The organism is Acinetobacter sp. YH12155 (assembly GCF_013418255.1).
Lineage (GTDB): Bacteria > Pseudomonadota > Gammaproteobacteria > Pseudomonadales > Moraxellaceae > Acinetobacter > Acinetobacter indicus.
In genome coordinates this window covers 59,423-76,854 of the sequence record NZ_VPCK01000005.1, presented here as the reverse complement: position 1 = coordinate 76,854, position 17,432 = coordinate 59,423, and the positions used below count along the sequence as shown (strand labels likewise).

16 protein-coding genes are annotated in these 17,432 nt (G+C 44.6%); 6 read left to right on the top strand and 10 right to left on the bottom strand.

The annotated features are described in order from the left end of the window. Positions 1-4 precede the first annotated feature (4 nt). Together FTU86_RS04515 and trpS are read right to left on the bottom strand one after the other, a co-directional pair. The gene (locus FTU86_RS04515; RefSeq protein ID WP_045796468.1) at positions 5-652 is read right to left on the bottom strand and encodes a YqiJ family protein; all 648 of its coding nucleotides are present in this window, start codon (positions 650-652) and stop codon (positions 5-7) included. A 406-nt stretch (positions 653-1,058) separates the two neighbouring features. Continuing rightward, positions 1,059-2,072 (bottom strand): tryptophan--tRNA ligase, encoded by a 1,014-nt coding sequence (gene trpS, locus FTU86_RS04510; protein ID WP_005176282.1) that lies wholly within the window; start codon positions 2,070-2,072, stop codon positions 1,059-1,061. 203 nt (positions 2,073-2,275) lie between these two features. On the opposite strand from trpS, the gene FTU86_RS04505 reads away from it, so the two are divergent. From FTU86_RS04505 to FTU86_RS04495, 3 genes are all read left to right on the top strand, one after another. Then, a complete protein-coding gene (locus tag FTU86_RS04505; protein ID WP_180036416.1) occupies positions 2,276-3,202 on the top strand; it encodes a DUF808 domain-containing protein in 927 nt (308 codons plus the stop codon). Positions 3,203-3,249: 47 nt separating this feature from the next. Further along, positions 3,250-4,155 (top strand): neutral zinc metallopeptidase, encoded by a 906-nt coding sequence (locus FTU86_RS04500; protein ID WP_005176288.1) that lies wholly within the window; start codon positions 3,250-3,252, stop codon positions 4,153-4,155. Positions 4,156-4,292: 137 nt separating this feature from the next. After that, a complete protein-coding gene (locus tag FTU86_RS04495; RefSeq protein ID WP_168390664.1) occupies positions 4,293-4,622 on the top strand; it encodes an MGMT family protein in 330 nt (109 codons plus the stop codon). Positions 4,623-4,674: 52 nt separating this feature from the next. Here FTU86_RS04495 and FTU86_RS04490 read toward each other — a convergent pair whose 3' ends face one another. The 6 genes from FTU86_RS04490 to carA form a co-directional block, all read right to left on the bottom strand. Continuing rightward, positions 4,675-5,112 carry a universal stress protein gene (locus FTU86_RS04490; RefSeq protein WP_005176293.1) on the bottom strand — a complete coding sequence of 146 codons (438 nt, stop codon included), beginning with the start codon at positions 5,110-5,112 and terminating at the stop codon, positions 4,675-4,677. Between the two features lie 319 nt (positions 5,113-5,431). Further along, a complete protein-coding gene (locus FTU86_RS04485; protein ID WP_005176296.1) occupies positions 5,432-6,055 on the bottom strand; it encodes a CatB-related O-acetyltransferase in 624 nt (207 codons plus the stop codon). A 42-nt stretch (positions 6,056-6,097) separates the two neighbouring features. Next, positions 6,098-7,534 (bottom strand): deoxyribodipyrimidine photo-lyase, encoded by a 1,437-nt coding sequence (locus FTU86_RS04480; RefSeq protein ID WP_016659939.1) that lies wholly within the window; start codon positions 7,532-7,534, stop codon positions 6,098-6,100. Between the two features lie 132 nt (positions 7,535-7,666). Then, entirely contained in the window at positions 7,667-8,143 is a 477-nt protein-coding gene (greA, locus tag FTU86_RS04475; protein ID WP_016659940.1) for a transcription elongation factor GreA, read from the bottom strand. A 92-nt stretch (positions 8,144-8,235) separates the two neighbouring features. Further along, positions 8,236-11,466, bottom strand: a complete 3,231-nt coding sequence (gene carB, locus FTU86_RS04470; RefSeq protein WP_016659941.1) for a carbamoyl-phosphate synthase large subunit — start codon at positions 11,464-11,466, stop codon at positions 8,236-8,238. 14 nt (positions 11,467-11,480) lie between these two features. Beyond that, entirely contained in the window at positions 11,481-12,620 is a 1,140-nt protein-coding gene (gene carA / locus FTU86_RS04465; protein ID WP_005176309.1) for a glutamine-hydrolyzing carbamoyl-phosphate synthase small subunit, read from the bottom strand. Positions 12,621-12,930: 310 nt separating this feature from the next. Between carA and FTU86_RS04460 the strand changes: the two genes are divergently transcribed. Further along, positions 12,931-13,422 (top strand): hypothetical protein, encoded by a 492-nt coding sequence (locus FTU86_RS04460; RefSeq protein WP_160243447.1) that lies wholly within the window; start codon positions 12,931-12,933, stop codon positions 13,420-13,422. Positions 13,423-13,517: 95 nt separating this feature from the next. Here the strand turns inward: FTU86_RS04460 and FTU86_RS04455 are convergent, their stop codons facing one another. Together FTU86_RS04455 and yhbY are read right to left on the bottom strand one after the other, a co-directional pair. Beyond that, the gene (locus tag FTU86_RS04455) at positions 13,518-14,057 is read right to left on the bottom strand and encodes a DOMON-like domain-containing protein (protein ID WP_075167187.1); all 540 of its coding nucleotides are present in this window, start codon (positions 14,055-14,057) and stop codon (positions 13,518-13,520) included. A gap of 9 nt (positions 14,058-14,066) precedes the next feature. After that, a complete protein-coding gene (yhbY, locus tag FTU86_RS04450; protein ID WP_005176314.1) occupies positions 14,067-14,390 on the bottom strand; it encodes a ribosome assembly RNA-binding protein YhbY in 324 nt (107 codons plus the stop codon). A 196-nt stretch (positions 14,391-14,586) separates the two neighbouring features. Between yhbY and rlmE the strand changes: the two genes are divergently transcribed. Together rlmE and ftsH are read left to right on the top strand one after the other, a co-directional pair. Next, on the top strand, positions 14,587-15,237 hold the full coding sequence (gene rlmE / locus FTU86_RS04445; protein WP_005176316.1) for a 23S rRNA (uridine(2552)-2'-O)-methyltransferase RlmE: 651 nt from the start codon (positions 14,587-14,589) through the stop codon (positions 15,235-15,237). A 134-nt stretch (positions 15,238-15,371) separates the two neighbouring features. Further along, on the top strand, positions 15,372-17,261 hold the full coding sequence (ftsH, locus tag FTU86_RS04440) for an ATP-dependent zinc metalloprotease FtsH (RefSeq protein WP_005176319.1): 1,890 nt from the start codon (positions 15,372-15,374) through the stop codon (positions 17,259-17,261). Positions 17,262-17,432 lie beyond the last annotated feature (171 nt).

The window sequence follows — 17,432 nt, the reverse complement described above, 5'->3', positions numbered from 1 at the left end:
GTTGTTAATTTAAATGCATGGCATAAAAGCCAATTTTGGTTCTCCCCGTTAAAATTACGGATTGACCCTGTTGAAAACTTTCGTCCTGTTCCGGTTCTACCAGAATATAGTGGGTCAGACCATGCTGATCCTGCACTTTGGCTTCTGCCGGAGAATTGGGAGTAGCCACACCTAAAATAATGGTGGCTGTGCGGCCAATCAGCTCGTCACTATAAATGGCGGTGGTTTCATCTTGCGGTAAAATGCGGGCAATCAGCATGGCGCTATAACGCACCAGGGGCATGCTCAGAAACAGACAGGCCGGTGCCATTATCCAGGCGGTAATATATTGTCCAGTCCATTGAAACAGTACCGATTGTAAAATCAGGCCAGACAGACCATATAAGGTCAGGAAAATAATCAGCCAGATCAGCAGCGGTACCCGGCCAATGTACAGCCAGTCTAAAAACTGGACCAACAGGCCACTAGAACCATCAATATTCACTTCCACATCTTTATGCGGAATTAAGTCATCTGGCAGGAACTGGTCCAGAATGCCCTGACTGCCGCCACCGGCCAGTAACAGAAACACTTCCAGCAGGGCAAAGAAAAACAGCAGGCAGATACAGACACTAAAAATCAGATTGGAAGGGTGAGTGAGCAAATCCCACATAACTGAATACTCTATTGTTCTGTTGTGTTTAAATTATTGATATTCAAAATATATATTATTATTGAATGCGCCTAGCATAGCATTAGGCCGCGTTTTTGTCTAAAAAACCTGCATATTTTAGGCAAAAAAAATACGCAATGATTGGGGTGATCATTGCGTAGAACAACGAATCTGCTTGCACAGTTTCGGTAAAGGAGAAATGTTATGAATTAGGATTGCTCCTAGAACATATGACTAGAATACGCCGTCATGAGGCAGGGTTCAGCAGCGTTCAGGTAAATTCATGTTAAAGATTGTTGCTTCTATAAAAATTGTGTGACATTTCTCTCCATATTTTCTCCATCATTGTAAACGTAGCATAAAAAAGCCTTTCGCGAGGAAAGGCTTTTCAAGATCAGCATGGGGCTTAGAAGCGGAACACCCCTAAACCGGCTTTAACTTCATCTAAAGTGGCTTGAGTAATGTCACGGCACTTATCGGTACCGGTCTTTAAGATATCCATGATGTAATCCGGATCTTTGGCCAGTTCTAAACGGCGTTCACGGATTGGACCAATCAGCTCTTTTAAAATGCCTTCCAGACGTTTTTTCACGGTACCATCACCCAGACCACCACGGCGATAATGGGCTTTTAATTCTTCCAGTTCTTCTTTGTTCGGATCGAAAGCATCTAGGTAGGTAAATACCACGTTGCCTTCAACCTGACCCGGATCTTCAATGCGGAGGTGGTTCGGGTCGGTGTACATGGCATTTACTGCTTTTTTAATGTCTTTGTCAGTAGCATCGAGCACAATGGTGTTGCCCAATGATTTTGACATTTTGGCTTTACCATCAAAACCAGGTAAACGGCCAACATTCGACAGCAGTGCTTTACATTCAGGCAGCAGGTCCTGACCTACCTGACGGTTAATGCGGCGTACAATTTCGTTGGTCTGTTCGATCATAGGAATCTGATCTTCACCCACGGGCACTACAGTCGCTTTAAACGCGGTAATATCGGCCGCTTGGGCAACTGGATAGCACAGGAAACCAGCTGGAATATCACGTTCAAAACCACGCATCTGAATTTCAGATTTAATGGTCGGGTTGCGCTCTAAACGTGCCACAGTGACAAAGTTTAAATACAGCATGGTCAGTTCATTCAAGGCCGGCAGGCAAGACTGAACACAAATGGTGGTTTTGGTCGGGTCAATGCCCACGGCCAGGTAATCGGTCGCCACTTCAATAATATTACGACGTACTTTTTCAAAGTTGTCGGCGTTATCAGTCAGGGCTTGAGCATCGGCAAGTAAAAGATGTTGATGGTGAGAATCCTGTAAACCTACACGTGAACGTAAAGAACCTACAAAATGACCGAGGTGAAGTTGTCCGGTTGGACGGTCGCCAGTCAAAATAACAGGACGATTATCTTGATTACTCATTATCTCTTCCAAGTCGTTGTTACGACATTTCTATACCGATGATTGGGCTACATTGTACGGCATAATATTTTTGAATGTCACGGGATAAGCCGAACAGAATCAACAATTGTCTGGAAATTTTAAAGATTTATTAATGAAGTAAATACAAAGTTTTGGAAGATTTCTCCTTAGAATAAGCCTAGAACACGATAAGGATAAAAATTATGGCGAGTAGCTTATTACTATTATTAGATGATATTGCCACTGTTTTAGATGATGTGGCGGTCATGAGTAAAATGGCCGCAAAGAAAACGGCCGGTGTACTCGGTGATGATCTGGCCCTGAATGCCCAGCAGGTCAGCGGTGTACGTTCGGAGCGGGAACTGCCGGTGGTCTGGCGCGTGGCCAAAGGTTCTTTTGTCAATAAACTGATTCTGGTGCCTTTAGCTCTACTGATTAGCGTGGTGGCGCCGTGGCTGATTAACCCGTTACTGGTCGTGGGCGGTTTATTCTTATGTTATGAAGGGGTTGAAAAAGTCCTGCATTCCTTGCACAAGAAAAAAGCCAAAACTGCCGAAGAAGCGCAGCAGGAATTAATTAAAACCGAAACCGATCTGGCCACGTTTGAAAATGAAAAAATCAAAGGGGCAGTCCGGACCGACTTTATTCTCTCGGCAGAGATTATTGTCATTTCCTTGGGTACTGTAGCTACCGCGGCCTTTGGTGTAAAAGTCACAGTGCTGAGTATTATTGCCATCGCCATGACCATTGGGGTCTATGGGTTAGTGGCATTTATTGTCAAGATTGATGATATTGGGCTGCATCTCTCGGAACAGGCTTCTAATTCTAAACAGTCGGTCGGGCGCGGCTTGTTGGCCTTTGCGCCAATCTTGATGAAAATCCTGTCGATTGTCGGGACTCTGGCCATGTTCCTGGTGGGCGGCGGGATTATCAACCACGCTATTCCATTGGTACATCACTTTACCGAAGACAGTGTGGAATACGTGCAGGAAATTCCCAATATCGGCAGTATTTTTGGTGCGCTTACTCCAACCTTGATCAATTTCGCTGTGGGCTTTATTGCCGGTTTGATTGTGGTGGCGCTAATTGGTCTGGTGAAAAAGGTCTGGCCACGTTCCAAAGCCTCTTAAACTATGTAAAATTCTAGCCAAGAGATAAAGATAATAAGGAGATTGCTATGCGTTGGAAAGGTCGTCGCGTCAGTAGCAATGTAGAAGATCGTCGCGGTGGTGGCGGTGCCAAAGCCGGCGGGATCAGTATTCTGGGTCTGGTGGTGGCTTTTGTGGCCTGGAAGTTTTTTGGGGTCGATCCGCAAACAGCCTATCAGGCCACCAAACAGGTGACCAATCAGGGGCAGAGCGCGGAAACGCGTGGTCTGGAAAATCCGACGCCGGAGCAGCAGGAATCGATGGAGTTTATTGGTACCATTCTGGCCGATACCGAAGATACCTGGACGCAGGTGTTTGCCCAGCAGCTGAACCAGCAATATGTGCCACCCAAACTGGTGATGTTTAATGGTGCGGTCAGTTCCGCCTGTGGCAATGCCAGCGCTGCCATGGGGCCGTTTTATTGCCCGGCCGATCAGAAAGTCTATTTAGATACTGGTTTCTTTAAAGATATGCGCACCCAGATGGGAATTTCCGGCGAGCAGAACCAGACCGAATTATCGCGTCAGGATCAGGCTGGAGATTTTGCCCAGGCTTATGTGATTGCACATGAAGTCGGCCATCATATTCAGACCATTCTGGGGATTTCCGGACAGGTACAGCAGATGCGTCAGCGTGCCAGTCAGGTCGAAGGCAACCAGTTATCGGTTCGTCAGGAACTTCAGGCCGATTGTCTGGCCGGTGTCTGGGCGCATCATAACCATCAGCGTACTCAATTCCTGGAACAGGGCGATGTACAGGAAGCGATGGATGCCGCACATAAAATTGGTGATGACTATTTGCAGAAACGTTCGAGTGGACAAGTAGTGCCGGATAGCTTTACCCATGGTACCAGTGCCCAGCGCGTGCAATGGTTTAATACTGGTCTGAAGTCGGGCAATATGAATGATTGCGATACCTTTGGACAAGCCATCTAAAGCGTTGCATCCGCTTTTTAACTCAAGGTGAATACAGGAGGATGTGCAACTGCATGTCCTCTAGTTTTTTAAGCCCAGCTTTTCTAACCAGCACAGCTTTTCATCCCAATAGATTTCAACACTCTAAGATTCTTTTTATGTCTATTCCAGCACGTCCCAGTCAGGAGTTGGCCGCTTATATCACCGCGGTGATTGCCCAGATTCCACCTGGTAAAGTTGCCACCTATGGTCAGATTGCAAAACTGGCCGGTTTGCCGAAACATGCGCGTCTGGTGGGTTATGTACTGAAACATCTGGCACCGGGGCATGTGTTGCCATGGCATCGGGTGCTAAATGCGCAAGGGAAAATTAGCCTAAGCAAAATCAATGCGCAGGGTGAAAATATACAGGCGTTAAAACTGATACAGGAGGGTGTAGTGGTCCTGAATAACAAGGTGAGCTTAAAGCAGTATCAATGGCAGCCCTAAAAATAAAAAATTCCCCATACCCGCAGGTACAGGGAATTTTCTGGAGGAAAGATTAACGTACGATGAGTACAGGAACATTACCTTCGCCCAGTACGCTTTGCGCGACGCTACCGAGGAATAACTTTTTCAAACCGGTACGGCCATGAGAACCCATCACAATCAGGTCTGCATTCATTTCAGTTGCAGCACGTGCAATTTCACGATGAATCACTTGACCTTCAAGCAGACGAGACTCAACTGCTACACCTTGTTCCTGGAATTTTGCTTTGGCTTCATCCAGTGTTTTGAGAATAGACACACGCGCACGTTCAATCAGGTCATTGGTCTGGCCTGCTGAAATGTATTCTGATGCAATATATGGATCGAGTGTTAACACCTGTGCAACGGTTACTTTACTGCCGAAAGCTTTGGCAAGCTCGACTGCTTTGGCAACTGCTGCGTAAGAAGTTTCAGAACCGTCCACTGGAACTAAAATGTGTTGAAATGCCATCGTTATTTCTCCTTATTGTGTCATTCAACAATAAAAAATTGAGGGAACACTTTCTATTGCCTTAATGTTATCTTAGCGCTTATTTTTAAATAATAAAACCCAGTAATTTCATAGGGATAATTATTTTTTTAAGAAAGTTTAAGCCTTTCTAATTTAACATGTTTTTGAGTAATTAATCAGCAGTTTACACTAAAGTTGAAGGCTTATTTCATTAAGTCTGGCTTTAGAATGTGTTTAGCTCAGGTTTTTTGAGTTTTAATATCGATTAGATGAAAGTTTTGACCTGATGCTTGGCCTAAGCAAAAGTCCAAGGGAATAATCAGCAGTCTTTGAAATAATCAACCAAAGCAGCAACATCCTCTGTCTGCAACTGTTCCCGCATCTTTAAAAACTGCTTTTCATCCATCTCGTAAATTTTAAGGGAAAGCAGTTTTTCTATATCTTCTTGTGGAAAGCGATATTTAATAATTTTGGCAGGAACTCCTCCCACCACGGCATAAGGTGGAACGTCTTTTGTTACGACCGCACCAGTTGCCACAATTGCACCTTCACCCAGCGTCACGCCTTGCATAATCATGGCACGTGAGCCAATCCAGCAACCATCACCAATAACAGTATCGCCAGCAGGTACAAAACTGCGCGTATCAAACGGAAAGGCAGAAATCCAGTCAGTTCGGTGTAACTGATTACCGCCCATCATAATCACGCATTCCGCCCCAAAACACACGAAATTGCCAATATAAAGCTGATCAATTGGCTTCTCAGGCGTAGAAGGCTTGTCATGCAAATAACGCACAACACAACGCTCAAAACCCTGATCCCAATAAGCAGAATAATAAGAATAGTTTCCCTTAATGTGAATATTAGGGTTTTTCATAGTTTTAGAAATAAATTCGAATTCACACCAATGCTTAACAGGGGAATTAATTAAGGGTTCAGCCATAAGAGCAATCAAAGAACAAGCGTAACGCCATTATAGCCGAAGTTAACTCAAATGCTTAAAGGCCTCAATTGCACGAACACGACTGCTTTTTAAATCTACAATCGGCTTTGGATAATCCAATTTTAGTTGTGGATTTTTCGCATAAGGTTCGTGAATTTGTTTCGCATTTAAATGTGAAATTTCAGGTACCCATTGACGAATATAATCGCCATTTGCATCAAACTTTTGCGACTGACTTACAGGGTTGAAAATACGGAAATACGGTGCAGCATCTGTTCCTGTAGATGCACACCACTGCCATCCACCGTTATTGGCAGCCAAATCACTATCAATTAAATGCTGCATAAACCATGATTCGCCTAAACGCCAATCTATCAGTAAATTTTTGCTTAAAAACATCGCGCAAATCATACGAACACGGTTATGCATCCAACCCGTTGCAAGTAACTGTCGCATGCCAGCATCTACAATTGGGATACCTGTTTGCCCATGCTGCCAAGCCTGTAAATCTTCAGGAGCATTGCGCCATACAATGCGTTGAGTGTCTAATTTAAATGGTAAGTTTTTCGATACGCGAGGGTAGTCGAATAAAATATGCTGATAAAACTCACGCCAAAGGAGTTCATTTAACCAAATTTGTTGCCCATTGTTTTCAAATTCCATACAGCCGTGACTGTGGCGAAACAAAGCTTGTAAACATTGGCGAATAGAAAGAATGCCAATATTTAAATAAGCTGCAAGTTTACTCGTGCTATTCAAATTCGGGAAATCACGTTCAATATGATAATACTCAACTTGATTTTCAATAAACTCATCTAAAAGTTCCCAAGCATGATGCTCACCAATTTGCCAAAGATTTTGTAGGTTTTCGCTGATTACTTTTTCTTCTGAATCTGAGTAAATATCACTTAATTGTGGAACTTCTCTTGTAAAGTCATTGTGCTGTGGAATTGGTTTTTGAACCTCAATAGTTGGGTAGCATTGTGGCAAGCTTATGCTGAGTTTCTCATAGCATTGCTTTTTAAATGCACCAAATACTTGATATGGATGACCAGTTTTATTACGAATGCTTCCAACAGGGAAAATAGTTCGGTCATGATACAACTCAAAACGAATATTATTCTTTTCTAATAGCTGTTGAGTTTGAGCATCGCGTTTTAATTCATTTACACCCAATTCTATATCGGCATGAACAGCTTGAATATTATGATTTTGGCATAAGCTTAATAATTGATTTGGCAGGTCTTTCCATAATGGAATAGTTAAAATAACAAGTGGAATATTTAACGTGGCAAGTTCATTTTTTAGATGATTCAGTTGTCTTAAATAGAAGTCAATTTTAATTAGCGCATCATTGTGCACTTGCCATTGTTTTGGCGATAGCACGACTAAGGCAATGCAAGGGCCAGCTTCGCGAGTATGCCAAAGAGCTGCATGATCATGAATTCTTAAATCTTGACGGAACCAAATAAGCTGCATTTTAAAATTTATAGAAAAATATTGACTATTAAAGCATATACATTTGCTGTAATTTTTTCGTGAACTTTTGTTTGAAAGATAATAAAAAAACCCCTCAGAAGAGGGGCTTTGGGATGTCAAACCATCTAAGGATTAGATGTATTCAACGCTGACGATTTCGTACTCAACTTCACCTTGTGGTGTTACAATTTTTGCTTCATCGCCTTCATTTTTACCTAAAAGACCACGAGCAATAGGAGAGTTCACAGAGATTTTATTAATTTTAAAATCTGCTTCATCATCACCTACAATTTTGTAAGTTTTACGTTCTTCTGTGTCAAGGTTTTCAATGGTTACTGTTACCCCAAATACAACACGACCATTTTGCTCAAGTTCTTTTACATCAATGACTTGGCAAGCACCGAGTTTACCTTCGATGTCTTGAATACGCCCCTCACAGAAACCTTGCTGCTCACGTGCTGCATGATACTCTGCATTTTCTTTTAGGTCGCCGTGTTCACGTGCTTCTGCAATCGCAGCAGTAATACGTGGGCGTTCAACAGTTTTTAACTGGTGTAATTCTTTCTCTAAGGCGACTTTGCCTTCAGGAGTCATAGGATAACGTTGCATTGTTGTCCCTCAAGTTGAATATTAGAAAAATACAGCTCTATAAATGAAAAAAAGCCCGCCACCGAGAGGTGACGGGACTTCTCGGTAGACAATTAACCTTTGCTTAAATCTTGCAAACGATAAACATCCATCGGCAATTTAATGGCTAACGCTTGGCATACCGCATCGGCACCATTCAGGGTAGTCGTATGATAGACCTTACCTTGCAGGGCAGAACGGCGGATTGAGAATGAATCCTGCTGCGCTTGTTTGCCTTCAGTGGTATTGATAATGAGGTGAATTTCGCCATTTTTCAAGCGGTCCACAATATTCGGACGACCTTCGGTTACTTTATTCACACGTTCACATTCAATTCCTGCGGCTTTGATCACATCATAAGTACCGCCGGTAGCGATAATTTTGAAGCCAAAGTCTGCAAGCTGTTTGGCAATGCCTGCGGCACGTGGTTTATCAGAATCACGTACCGAAATGAAAGCATGCTTGATTTCGCCTTCGGTTGGCAGACCTGGTAAGCGTTCATTCGAGCCTAACACAGCTTTGTAGAATGCTTCACCAAAAGTTTTACCCACACCCATCACTTCGCCTGTCGATTTCATTTCAGGGCCAAGGATTGGGTCAACACCCGGGAACTTGTTGAATGGGAACACCGCTTCTTTAACAGAGAAGTGTTCAGGAATAATCTCGGTCGTGAAGCCTTGCGACTCCAGAGATTGACCCGCCATACAACGTGCAGCAATTTTCGCTAATGATTCACCGATACACTTAGATACGAACGGCACGGTACGAGATGCACGTGGGTTCACTTCTAAGATGTAAACGTCATCGCCTTTTACCGCGAACTGTACGTTCATTAAACCGATAACACCCAGCTCTTTGGCCATCGCTACGGTTTGACGACGCATTTCGTCCTGTACTTCGTTTGATAACGAGTAAGGTGGAATCGAACATGCAGAGTCACCTGAGTGAATACCCGCTTGTTCAATGTGCTGCATGATCCCGCCGATCACCACATCCTTACCGTCAGATACGCAGTCTACGTCAACTTCAATCGCATCATCCAGGAAGCGGTCAAGAAGAACAGGGGCATCATTAGACGCTTGAACGGCATCACGTAAGTAACGCTTTAACTCTTCTTCGTTGTACACGATTTCCATCGCACGGCCACCTAGTACGTATGATGGACGTACCACCAGTGGATAGCCCACTTTCGCCGCTTCAGCAATACCTTCTTCAGCAGATTTTACGATGCTGTTGTTTGGTTGACGCAGTTGCAGACGTTGAATCATTTGCTGGAAACGTTCACGGTCTTCGGCACGGTCAATCGCATCTGGAGATGTACCAATGATTGGTGCACCAGCCTCTTCTAACGCACGCGCCAGTTTCAGCGGTGTTTGACCACCGTACTGTACGATAATGCCTTTAGGCTTCTCGGTACGCACGATTTCAAGCACATCTTCCAAAGTAATTGGTTCGAAGTACAGACGATCTGAGGTGTCATAGTCAGTAGAAACCGTTTCAGGGTTACAGTTCACCATGATGGTTTCATAACCGTCTTCACGCATCGCAAGCGCCGCGTGTACACAGCAGTAATCGAATTCGATACCCTGACCAATACGGTTAGGACCACCACCGATGACCATGATCTTGTCTTTCGCAGATGGATTCGATTCACATTCTTCATCGTAAGTTGAATACATATAAGCGGTATCAGATTCGAATTCTGCCGCACATGTATCCACACGTTTGTAAACCGGAGTCACGCCCAGGTTCCAGCGGTGTTTACGGAATTGTTTTTGTGAAATACCCATCAGGTTGGCGATACGCAGATCCGATAAACCTTTGCGTTTGAACGCACGGATATTGTCTGCGTTTAAGTCGCCGAAACCTAAAGTTTTGATCTGGTTTTCAGTATTGATGATGTCTTCAATCTGAATCAGGAACCAGCGGTCAATTTTGGTCGCTTCAAATACTTCGTCTAAAGTGAAGCCATGACGGAAGGCATCGGCCACGTACCAGATACGCTCTGGGCCTGGAACTTTAAGTTCTTGCAGGATTTTCTCGCGCGCACCTTCAGTACCCACTTCGATTTTTTCATCAAAACCAGAAGCACCGACTTCTAGACCACGAAGGGCTTTGTTGACAGACTCCTGGAAGTTACGGCCAATTGCCATTACTTCACCCACAGATTTCATCTGAGTCGTCAGTGTTGCATCTGCTTGCGGGAATTTTTCGAAGTTGAAACGTGGAACCTTGGTTACAACGTAGTCAATTGATGGCTCGAACGATGCAGGAGTTGTACCGCCAGTGATGTCGTTTTTCAGCTCATCCAGGGTATAACCCACTGCCAGTTTCGCTGCGATTTTCGCAATCGGGAAACCTGTTGCTTTAGACGCAAGGGCAGATGAACGCGATACACGCGGGTTCATTTCAATGATAACCATACGGCCATCTTTCGGGTTAATACCGAACTGAACGTTAGAACCACCGGTTTCTACACCAATTTCACGCAGTACCGCTAAAGACGCGTTACGCATGAGTTGATATTCTTTGTCGGTCAATGTTTGTGCCGGAGCAACTGTGATGGAGTCACCAGTATGCACGCCCATTGGGTCAAAGTTTTCGATTGAACAGACGATAATACAGTTGTCGTTTTTGTCACGAACAACTTCCATCTCGTATTCTTTCCAGCCAATGAGTGATTCATCAATCAATAACTGGTGAGTCGGAGACAGGTCGAAACCACGTTCACAGATTTCAAGGAATTCTTCGCGGTTGTACGCGATACCGCCACCAGAACCACCCATGGTGAATGATGGACGAATAATCACAGGGAAACCGAAGCGCGCCTGAATGTCCAGCGCTTCTTCCATAGATTCCGCAATCGCAGCTTTTGGACATTCCAGACCAATTTTACGCATTGCTTCGTCAAACAGTTTACGGTCTTCTGCTTTTTCAATCGCTTCTTTAGTCGCGCCAATCAGCTCAACATTGTATTTTTCTAAAATACCGTTGGCATCCAGAGCAAGGGCACAGTTCAGTGCAGTCTGGCCGCCCATGGTTGGTAAAACTGCATCTGGACGTTCTTTTTCAATGATCGCTGCAACGGTTTGCCAAGTGATTGGCTCGATATAGGTTGCATCCGCCATTGCCGGGTCAGTCATAATCGTCGCCGGGTTCGAGTTCACCAGAATGACGCGGTAACCTTCTTCACGCAGCGCTTTGCAGGCTTGAGCACCCGAGTAGTCAAACTCACAGGCCTGACCGATAACAATAGGACCAGCACCAATAATTAAGATGCTTTTAATATCCGTACGCTTTGGCATTATTTGCTCCTTAATTACTTCTTAGCTGCTTCAAGAAGTTCGATGAAATGATCGAACAGTGGGGCACAGTCGTGTGGACCTGGGCTGGCTTCAGGGTGACCTTGGAAGCTAAATGCCGGCTTATCTGTACGGTGGATACCCTGGTTGGTACCATCGAACAGTGAACGGTGGGTAACACGCAAGACTGCTGGCAGGTTGCTTTCATCCACTGCGAAGCCGTGGTTTTGCGAGGTAATCATCACTGTACCATCTTCGATGTTTTGTACAGGATGGTTGGCACCGTGGTGACCGTGCGCCATTTTCATGGTTTTTGCGCCAGAAGCCAGAGCAAGAATCTGGTGACCTAAACAGATACCAAACACAGGGAGATTGGTGGTTTCAACAATAGTTTTTACAGCTTCAATTGCATAATCACAAGCAGCTGGGTCGCCAGGGCCGTTCGACAGGAACACGCCATCTGGATTTAACGCAAGTACGTCAGCAGCAGGGGTTTGTGCAGGCACAACGGTCAGTTTACAGCCGCGGTCTGCCAGCATACGCAGGATGTTGGTTTTGACACCGTAGTCGTATGCAACCACATGGAATTTAAGTTCAGGTTGAGTAAAGCCTTTGCCAAGTTCCCATGAGCCTTCGGTCCATTCAAAACCGTTCGGGTCACAGCATTCTTTTGCAAGGTCTAAACCGTTTAAGCCGCCAAATGCACGTGCTTTTGCAATTGCTTCTTCTTCAGTGATATTTTCACCAGCCAGAATACAACCGTTTTGCGCACCTTTTGCACGTAAAATACGAGTCAGTTTACGCGTGTCGATATCGGCAATGGCAACCACATTGTGTTGCTTCAGGTAATCCGCTAAAGACTGTGTAGAACGGAAGTTGCTATGCAATAAAGGCAAATCACGAATGATTAATCCGTTGGCCCATACTTTATGAATACGACCAGATTCTGCGTCTTCTTCATTACAACCTGTGTTACCAATATGCGGGTAAGTTAAAGTCACAAGTTGCTGTGCATAACTCGGGTCAGTCAAAATTTCTTGATAGCCAGTCATGGCAGTGTTAAAAACGACTTCACCAGTCGTACTACCCGATGCACCGATTGACGTTCCTTTGAAGATCGTACCGTCGGCAAGGGCTAAAATGGCGGGGGTGCTCAAACCAAAGCTCCTGAAATTTAGGCTGTAAAAAAGCGAGTAGACGAAAAAAAAGGAAGGCTACTATACAACCTACCCTCCTCACATCTGCTCGCTTGAACTTAACAGCGCATTATACGCACCAACTCTGAAAAAGTCCACGTTATTGAAGCGGAATATCCAATAAAAAAGTATTCTTTTGGTGCAAAAGCATGTTTGTCACGCAATGTCACAGAAATGTAAGCATTTAATAATTGTCTAACAAATCAAAACTTAAATTTTATCTGTTTCTACTATGCTGTGGTCTTTCATAATAACAGGCGGGTGAACGGCAATGACAGCAGAACAAAAACAGCCAGCGGCTAAAAACTCCTTAAAAGACGTGGTGGCAGAAGGCACTGAAAAGCTTGAACAGGCAGCGCAAGAGGCCAAGCAGCAGGTTACTGAAGCAGTCGGGGAGACCCAGGAAAAACTGCAGACCGAAGCGAAAAAATTTAATGGCAGCGTGCAGGAGCAGCTCAGTCAGCTCAAGAAGGAGCTACTGCAGAAAATTGAATCGCTCAAGGGGCATTTTGGCAGCTCACAAAAAGATCTTGGTGAACTGAAAGAGTTTGTGAAAACCGAGTTTAATGCGGTGATTGAAGATTTGAATAAAATTGGCAAAGAGCTTAAAGCCGATGTCAGCCAGATTTCAGTCAAGCATAAAGACCAGTTAACCGAAACCTTCAAGCGCTCCAAAGAACATACCTTGGAAACCTGGAAAAAAGTTGTACCAGCAAAAGAGGCGGCACCTGCTTCTGAAACCGACACCACCCTTAAAAGCTAAGGCGTGTTGTAGCGGGTGCGTGCGATGCAGGCAATAAAAAAGTGAGGTCATGTGCCTCACTTTTTTTATACTGCGTTTTAGTTCAGACATAATGCCTAGAACTGATGCAGCCAATCGCGCTTGTTATGAAAATCGGCCTGTGGGCTGCTGTGCTGCATGGCGTAATAGTGTTCACCTTCAGAAGTGTTTAACACGGCAGTTAAACCAATGAACAGATCCGACCACTTTAATTTATGCTTGGCCATGAATTCGCCCAAGTCCAGACTGACATTCAGTCCATAATGGGTGCGTTTCAGCTGGTTGAGCTCAATATCATAGGCGGCTTGCGGCGGCATATCTTCCGGATAGCGATATTCCTCAAACTGATAGGCCTGCCAGGCTTGAGATGGAGAAAGATTAATTTCACGATAAAAATCTTCCCCATGAACCCCAATAAACACTTCAAAACAGGTGTTCTGCCAGAGAAAATCCTGACGCGGATGCGCAGACACCAGATCGGGCCACTGCACATACTGGTTCGGATCACGCAGCCAGTAACCAATATTCAGGTTAAACGGGCTTTGCTGCTCAATCGCCCCGACCAGGGAGATGGCCTGAAAACGGCGATCAAAAGCACTCAGTTCATAACTTGCCATAAGGAAAAATTATTTTGCCAGATGCGCGTGACGAACCAGGTTCGATAATTTTGGATTTTGCGGTTTGGCTTTTTTATACAGCAAGGCAATTTTACCAATGGTCTGTACCACTTCTGCACCAGTCGCTTCTGCAATTGCCTCAATTACAGCTGCACGTGCTTCACGGTCTTCACCGCCAATTTTCACTTTAATCAGTTCGTGGTCGTTTAACGCACGCGTGGTTTCTTCAATGACATTTTCAGTAAGCCCTTGTCCGCCAATCATAACAACCGGATTGAGTGCATGACCGATTTGACGTAAACGCTTGCGTTCCTGAATAGATAAAGCCGCCATAAAAATAACCTGATTTTAAAAACGGCTTAGTATAGCAAATCCCAATTTGAAACGCTGTAAAATCTGCGCAAATAATCGATGCAAATAATAGAAAAAATCACACCCTCTACGTCCATTTAACTACACATCTGTACTGCAAGCGCGGCAATTTTCACGTACAATTATAAATTAGAAGGTTTTTAATATTTAGAGAGTTATGGCAACACGCATTACCAACCAGAAATTATCCAAAAGTAGTCGTGCGTGGATGAGAGAGCACCTGGATGACCCTTTCGTGAAAAAAGCCCAGAAGGAAGGTTATCGTGCGCGTGCTGCGTATAAACTGCTAGAGATTCAGGAAAAATATAAAATTATCAAACCCGGCATGACGGTGGTCGATCTGGGTGCTGCGCCCGGCAGCTGGTCGCAAATTGCCGGCAAACTGGTCGGTGACAAAGGGCTGGTGATTGCATCGGATATTTTGCCTATGGATGCCTTACCAGATGTGACCTTCCTGCAAGGTGACTTCCGTGAGGAAGAAGTTTTTGAAAAATTGTTAAATATTTTAAATGGCCGGACTGTAGACGTTGTAATTTCCGATATGGCCCCCAATACATCAGGTAATAGAGCAGTAGATCAGCCACGACAAATCTATTTATGTGAACTGGCTTTGGACTTTGCGCAAAAAGTGCTGGGGCCAAACGGACAGTTTGTTGTGAAGGTGTTCCAGGGTTCTGGCTTCGATGAATTTCGCAAACAGGTCGTCGACAGCTTCGATGTATTAAAGACTGCAAAACCGGCAGCTTCTCGTGCACGTTCGAAAGAAGTGTTTTTGATCGGACAGGGCCGGAAGAAGGCATTCAAATAAAGTTTACTTGCCAAGCCGTTAAAAATTGTGCATTTTGTACGTTTTTAAGAGTTTTGTAGGCTGATCTTCAGCTTTAACATTAAGGTCACCCTGTAAAGGGCATGATCAAATTAGATTGATATGGGAATAAAGCTTTGAGCGATCTCTTCAAGAATGCCGTATTGTGGCTAATTATACTTGGTGTACTGATTCTGATTTTCAGTAACATCAATGGCAGTGATAAGCCAACGTCAATGAACTATTCCGAGTTCGTTGCGGCGGTGGATGCTGGTCAAATTAAAAAAGTTACAATTGATGGCGAAAGAATTAGTGGTGAAAAAGCCAATGGCTCACCATTTGAAAGTATTCGTCCGGCGGTTCAAGATCCTGAACTCATGCCGAGCCTCATTGAAAACAACGTTGTTGTTGAAGGTACTGCACCTCAACGTCAAGGTTTGTTGATGCAACTACTCATTGCTAGTTTCCCTGTACTTTTAATCATTTTGTTATTCATGTTCTTTATGCGCAACATGGGTGGCGGTGCAGGTGGTAAAAACGGCCCAATGAGCTTTGGTAAGTCCAAAGCGAAAATGCTGTCTGAAGACCAGATTAAAGTAACCTTTGCCGATGTTGCAGGTTGTGATGAAGCCAAACAGGAAGTAGTAGAAATTGTCGACTTCCTGAAAGATCCGGCCAAATTTAAACGTTTGGGTGCAACCATTCCGAAAGGCGTGTTAATGGTTGGTCCTCCGGGTACCGGTAAAACTTTGCTGGCAAAAGCCATTGCTGGCGAAGCTAAAGTGCCATTCTTCAGTATTTCAGGTTCTGACTTCGTAGAAATGTTCGTGGGTGTGGGCGCCTCTCGTGTCCGTGACATGTTCGAGCAGGCGAAACGCCACGCGCCATGTATTATCTTTATTGATGAGATTGATGCGGTCGGTCGTCACCGTGGTTCAGGTACCGGTGGTGGTCACGATGAGCGTGAGCAGACCTTAAACCAGATGCTGGTCGAAATGGACGGTTTTGAAGGCAACGAAGGTATTATCGTCATTGCCGCAACCAACCGTGCCGATGTACTGGATAAAGCTTTATTACGTCCAGGTCGTTTTGACCGTCAGGTGATGGTGGGCTTACCCGATATTAAAGGTCGTGAGCAAATCTTGAATGTTCACCTGAAAAAATTGCCTTCAACCACAGGTGTGGATGTAAAAGTCCTTGCACGTGGTACACCGGGCTTCTCGGGTGCACAGTTGGCCAACTTGGTGAACGAAGCAGCGCTATTTGCTGCACGTCGTAACAAGAACACGGTCGACATGCATGACTTTGAAGACGCCAAAGACAAGCTGTACATGGGTCCTGAACGTAAATCGATGGTGATTCGTGAAGAAGAACGTCGTGCGACGGCTTATCATGAAGCAGGCCATGCCATTGTGGCAGAAATGCTGCCGGGTACGGATCCTGTGCATAAAGTCACGATTATGCCGCGCGGTTGGGCGCTGGGTGTAACCTGGCAGTTGCCTGAGTTTGACCAGACCAGCCATTACAAAGACAAGATGCTGAAAGAAATTTCAATCCTGTTTGGTGGTCGTATTGCTGAAGAAATTTTCATTAATCAGCAATCTACCGGTGCATCGAACGACTTTGAGCGTGCAACCAAAATGGCACGTGCCATGGTGACCAAATACGGTATGTCGGACAAACTAGGTGTGATGGTTTATGAAGATGATTCACAGCAATCCTTCATGGGCAGCCTGGGTAGCCGGACCATTTCTGAAGCGACGCAGCTGGAAGTGGATCGTGAAGTGCGCCGCATTCTGGATGAGCAATATAAAGTGGCCTGGGATATCCTGGAAAACAACAAAGATATTGCCCATGCTATGGTAAAAGCGCTGATGGATTGGGAAACCATTGATCGTGAGCAGATTCGTGACATTATGGAAGGTCGTGAACCACAGCCACCAAAAGTATATGTTGCAGAAAATCCGGTGATTGATGTAACTCCAAGCAATGGTCCAAGCACACCGCCACCATTGCCAGCCAACTAAGAATATTTTAAGAAAACCACCTTCGGGTGGTTTTTTTATGCATGAAATTTGCATGTATTTATCGGTACCTGACCCAATTGGTTAGATGAAAGGTCTATGCAAGCCATAAACCCGGACAGGAGAAAAGACAACAATTAAAGATTGTAGAAATTTTTATCCTTTGTCATATTA